This window comes from Streptomyces sp. OfavH-34-F (assembly GCF_022347745.1).
Classification (GTDB): domain Bacteria; phylum Actinomycetota; class Actinomycetes; order Streptomycetales; family Streptomycetaceae; genus Streptomyces.
The window spans coordinates 1-3,704 of sequence record NZ_JAKRGC010000464.1; the positions used below are offsets into that span (position 1 = coordinate 1).

Annotated in this window: 4 protein-coding genes; 1 reads left to right on the top strand and 3 read right to left on the bottom strand. The window is 76.3% G+C overall.

Annotated elements, in window-relative coordinates:
* The coding region (locus MHW47_RS33335) for a HAMP domain-containing sensor histidine kinase (protein WP_239227587.1) at nucleotides 1-1,299 on the bottom strand (1,299 nt) is incomplete at its 3' end.
* Nucleotides 1,296-1,994 (bottom strand): response regulator transcription factor, encoded by a 699-nt coding sequence (locus MHW47_RS33340; protein ID WP_239227588.1) that lies wholly within the window; start codon nucleotides 1,992-1,994, stop codon nucleotides 1,296-1,298. The genes MHW47_RS33335 and MHW47_RS33340, both read right to left, overlap by 4 nt.
* A gap of 73 nt (nucleotides 1,995-2,067) precedes the next feature.
* On the opposite strand from MHW47_RS33340, the gene MHW47_RS33345 reads away from it, so the two are divergent.
* The gene (locus MHW47_RS33345; protein ID WP_239227589.1) at nucleotides 2,068-2,604 is read left to right on the top strand and encodes a hypothetical protein; all 537 of its coding nucleotides are present in this window, start codon (nucleotides 2,068-2,070) and stop codon (nucleotides 2,602-2,604) included.
* A gap of 4 nt (nucleotides 2,605-2,608) precedes the next feature.
* Here MHW47_RS33345 and MHW47_RS33350 read toward each other — a convergent pair whose 3' ends face one another.
* Complete coding sequence (locus tag MHW47_RS33350; protein ID WP_239227590.1) at nucleotides 2,609-3,502, bottom strand: spermidine synthase; 894 nt, start codon at nucleotides 3,500-3,502, stop codon at nucleotides 2,609-2,611.
* Nucleotides 3,503-3,704: the final 202 nt, after the last annotated feature.

Here is a 3,704-nt window from a genome sequence, read left to right on the forward strand (position 1 = left end):
GACCTCCGCGCCGCCCAGCGCGGAGCGGCCGATGCGCACCTCGCCGCCGGTGGACTCGGCGACCCGGCGCACGATGTCGAGCCCGAGCCCCGTCGAGCCCACCGCCTCCCGGGCCCGGCCGCGTTCCAGGGCCGCATCCGGGTCGGCGATCCCGCCCCCGGCGTCCGAGACGAGCACGGTCACCGCCTCGCCGCCGTGCCGCACGTCGACCGCGAAGGCGGTGCCCTCCGGGGTGTGCCGGAAGACGTTGCCGAGCAGGGCGTCGAGCGCGGCGGCCAGGTCGGCACGGGCCACCGGGATGCGCGCCGTACGGTCCACCCCCGCCAGGCGCGCCTCGCGGCCCTCGTCCTCGGCCAGCGCAGACCAGAAGGCCATGCGGGCGCGGATGACCTCGGAGGCGTCGCAGCCGGCGACCGGCCCGCCGGGCTGGGTCTGCGGGCGCTGCTCGCGGGCGGTCCGGATGATGGTGTCCACCTCGCGCTCCAGCTGTTCGACGGCCGCGCGGGTCTGCTCGGCCGCCGGGCCCTCGCCGAGGGAGGCGGCGTTCAGCCGCAGGACGGTGAGCGGGGTGCGCAGCCGGTGCGAGAGGTCGGCGGCCCTTTCGCGCTCGTTGGCCAGGAGCTGGACGACCTGGCCGGCCATGGCGTTGAACGCCACGGCGGCGGAGCGCAGTTCGTCCGGGCCCTCCTCGGGGACGCGGGTGCCGAGCCGCCCCTCCCCCAGGTCGTGGGCGGCGCGCGCGAGGCGCCGGGCGGGCTCGACCATGCGGACGCCGAGGCGGTCGGCGACGGCGACCGACCCCACGACGAGCGCGACCCCGACGCCCGCCAGGATCAGCCAGGCGCTGGTCACCCCGTAGGACACCGCGTCCTGGGGGACGAAGACCTCGACGACGGCGATGCCGCCGGGAGGCCCCACGGCGGTCGGCTGGAGCAGCACGGAGCCGCCGGGGACCTCGGTGACGGCGGCGCGCCCGGAGGTGCGTACGGTCGCCAGCTGCCGGGCGGTGGCGCGGGTGCGGCCGATGTCCACGGCGACGCCGCCGGGTTCGCCGGTGGCCGGGAGGTGGAGGGCCATCCGGCCGGCGGCGCCGGGTTCGGTGCTGAGGACGGCCTTCTCCAGCTGGGCCCGGTCGGTGGTGATGGAGAGGGTCGGGGCGATGGTCGCGGCCTGGCGCTCGGCGTCGGAGAACGCGCGGTCGCGGGCCATCTCCTCGACGACCAGCCCGAGCGGCACGGCGAAGGCGACCACGACCATGGCGGTGACGGCCAGGCAGACCTTGACCAGGGCCCATCTCATGCCGACTGCTCCGGGGGCTGGAGCTTGACGCCGACGCCGCGCAGCGTGTGCAGGTAGCGGGGCCGGGCGGCGGTCTCGCCGAGCTTGCGCCGGAGCCAGGACAGATGGACGTCGATGGTCTGGTCGTCCCCGTAGGACTGCTGCCACACCTCGGCGAGCAGTTCCCGGCGGGGGACGACGACGCCGGGGCGGCCGGCCAGGAAGGCCAGCAGGTCGAACTCGCGGCGGGTGAGGTCGAGCGCGGTGCCGTCGAGTTCGGCCCGCCGGCGCAGCGGGTCGATGGACAGGCCGCCGACCCGGATGACGCGGGAGGGCGGGGCGTCGCCGCCGGCGGCCCGGGCCCGGCGGAGCACGGCGGCCATCCGGGCCGACAGGTGCTCCACGGAGAACGGTTTGGTGAGGTAGTCGTCGGCGCCGTCGTTGAGCAGCCGGACGATCTCGCTCTCGTCGTCGCGGGCGGTCGCGATGATGACGGGGACGTCGGTGATGCCGCGCAGCATCTTCAGCGCCTCGGCGCCGTCGAGGTCGGGCAGCCCGAGGTCGAGGACGACGACGTCGAAGCGGAGGTGGGCGACCTCGCGCAGCGCTTCCAGGGCGGTGCCCACGCTGCGTACGGTGTGGCCGGCCTCGGTGAGGTGCCGGATGAGCGCGGACCGCACGAACTGGTCGTCCTCGACCACGAGCACACTGGGCATGGGCGGCACCGTACGCCATCGGGCCCGGGCCGGGGTGGGGTGCTCTCCGGGTTTGTGGTGCAGGATATTGAAGATGCAACGAGGTCTGGTACACGCGCTGGCCTGGGCGCTCGCCACGGGCGGGGCGGTCACGGTGTCGTGGTGGGGTGTGCACGCGGTCCTGGCGGACACGGTGTACGACCCGCCGCGCGCGCTGCCGGTCGCCGCGCCCACGCCGCAGGACCTCACGCCGTCCACGCACCGCCCGTCCTCGTCCGCCCCGGCCGATCCGGCGCCCCGGCCCCCCTCCCGTGAGCCGTCCGCCCCGCCGTCCCGTACGCCGGTGCCCTCGCGCACCCCGGCGCCCAACACCCCGCGCCCGGCGTCCGTGGCCGCCACCGCGTCCGGGGAGGCGCGCAGCTACACGACGAAGGGCGGCCGGGTCGTCTTCGAGCTGGGCGCCGACTCGGCGGAGCTGGTGTCGGCGACCCCGGAGCCGGACTGGTCGATGCAGGTGTGGTCCGACACGACCTGGATACGGGTCAACTTCGCCCGGGACGACGGGACGACGGTCTCCATCTTCTGCACCTGGAACGCCCACGCGCCCCAGGTGGACATCGTCAACTCCTGAGCGCTCAGCGGAAGGCGTCCGGGGGCGGCGGGGGCGAGGGGCGGGCGTCCGCGTCGTGGACGGGGGCCGCGCCGCCGGTGAAGTCCGCGAGGGCGCGGCCGTGTTCGACGCGTCCGGGGTGCGGGTCGGTCGCGACCCGGCGGGTGAACCGGGCGATCTCCGGCGCCGTGTCGGAGGCGACCAGTACGGCGTTGCCGAAGCGGCGGCCCCGCCACACGGTGGGGTCGGCGGCGAGCGCGAGGTGGGGGAAGACGGTGGCCGCGGTGGCGATCTGGCCGCGCAGATGGGCCAGCGGCGGCCCGTCCGCGAGGTTGGCGATGTAGCTCCCGCCGGGTTTCAGGACGCGGCGCACCTCGGCGAGGAACTCGGTGGTGGTGAGGTGGGCGGGGGTGCGGGCGCCGCTGAAGACGTCCGCGACGACGAGGTCGGCCCAGTCGTCCTGGATCTTGCCGAGGCCCGCGCGGGCGTCGGTGGACCTGACCCTGATCCTGGCCTGCGGGTCCAGCGGCAGTTCGCGGCGCACCAGCTGCACGAGGGCCGCGTCGGCCTCGATGACCTGCTGGGTGGACCGGGGGCGGGTGGCGGCGGTGTAGCGGGCGAGCGTGAACGCCCCGCCGCCCAGGTGCAGGACGTGCAGCGGCTGCCCGGCGGGCGCGGCGAGGTCGATGAGGTGGCCGATGCGGCGCTGGTACTCGAAGGCGAGGTGCGCCGGGTCGTCGAGGTCCACGTGGGACTGCGGGGCCCCGTCGACGGTCAGCGTCCAGGCGCGGCGGCGCTCCCGGTCGGGTACGAGTTCGGCCAGGCCGCCGTCCACGGGTTCGGCGACGACGCCCGCCGTCCGGTCCCTGCGGTCGGCGCGCTGTCCGCGCTCGCCGCGGGCCGCTCCTCGACGTGCCACTGCTTCTCGCCCCTGCCCACTGCCGTTCGCTTCCGGTGCGGGCCGCCGCGGGCGGCCCGCCGTCCATTATCGGTGCGGCCGGAGGGTGCGGCTCAGCGGCAGTTGTCGGCGGCCTCGATGAGCCGGGCGGCCTGGTCGAGGGCGGCGCGCAGCTCGGCCGGGTCGGTGACCGGGGTGCCCGCGGCGGGCGGCAGCAGCCAGC

Excerpts from the sequence above, each read along its gene's own strand:
- MHW47_RS33340 (WP_239227588.1), bottom strand. The coding sequence starts at position 1,994 with ATGCCCAGTGTGCTCGTGGTCGAGGACGACCAGTTCGTGCGGTCCGCG.
- MHW47_RS33345 (WP_239227589.1), top strand. The coding sequence starts at position 2,068 with ATGCAACGAGGTCTGGTACACGCGCTGGCCTGGGCGCTCGCCACGGGC.